Here is a 253-nt window from a genome sequence, read left to right as displayed (position 1 = left end):
GGCAATAGCCGCTAGAAAGGCTAGCGCCTCATGCTTGCTGAAGCCCGTGACGAGATCGCAATCGGTGACAACGCGATCTGGCGTAAGCGTGATTTTTGCCCCGCAATTGATGATGTCGGCCATCACCACGGAATGACAAATTACTTTGCGGCCGCGCAGCAGCTGGGGATTTGGGGTAAGAAGCCACAATCCATGACAGAGCGCGCCTTTCACAATCTTCTTGTCGGCCATCGCCTCGGCGAAGAAGCGAACC

The 253-nt window shown here is 55.7% G+C and carries 1 protein-coding gene; it reads right to left on the bottom strand.

Annotated elements, in window-relative coordinates; genetic code table 11:
- A partial coding sequence (locus SB719_RS21460; RefSeq protein WP_412159930.1) for a DJ-1/PfpI family protein occupies positions 1-231 on the bottom strand: 231 nt, incomplete at its 3' end.
- Positions 232-253 lie beyond the last annotated feature (22 nt).

Origin of the sequence: Pantoea sp. SIMBA_079 (genome assembly GCF_046940275.1) — a bacterium.
GTDB classification, from domain to species: domain Bacteria; phylum Pseudomonadota; class Gammaproteobacteria; order Enterobacterales; family Enterobacteriaceae; genus Pantoea; species Pantoea borealis.
Note: the sequence above shows the minus strand (reverse complement) of the source record. Positions and strands in the feature narration are given on the sequence as shown.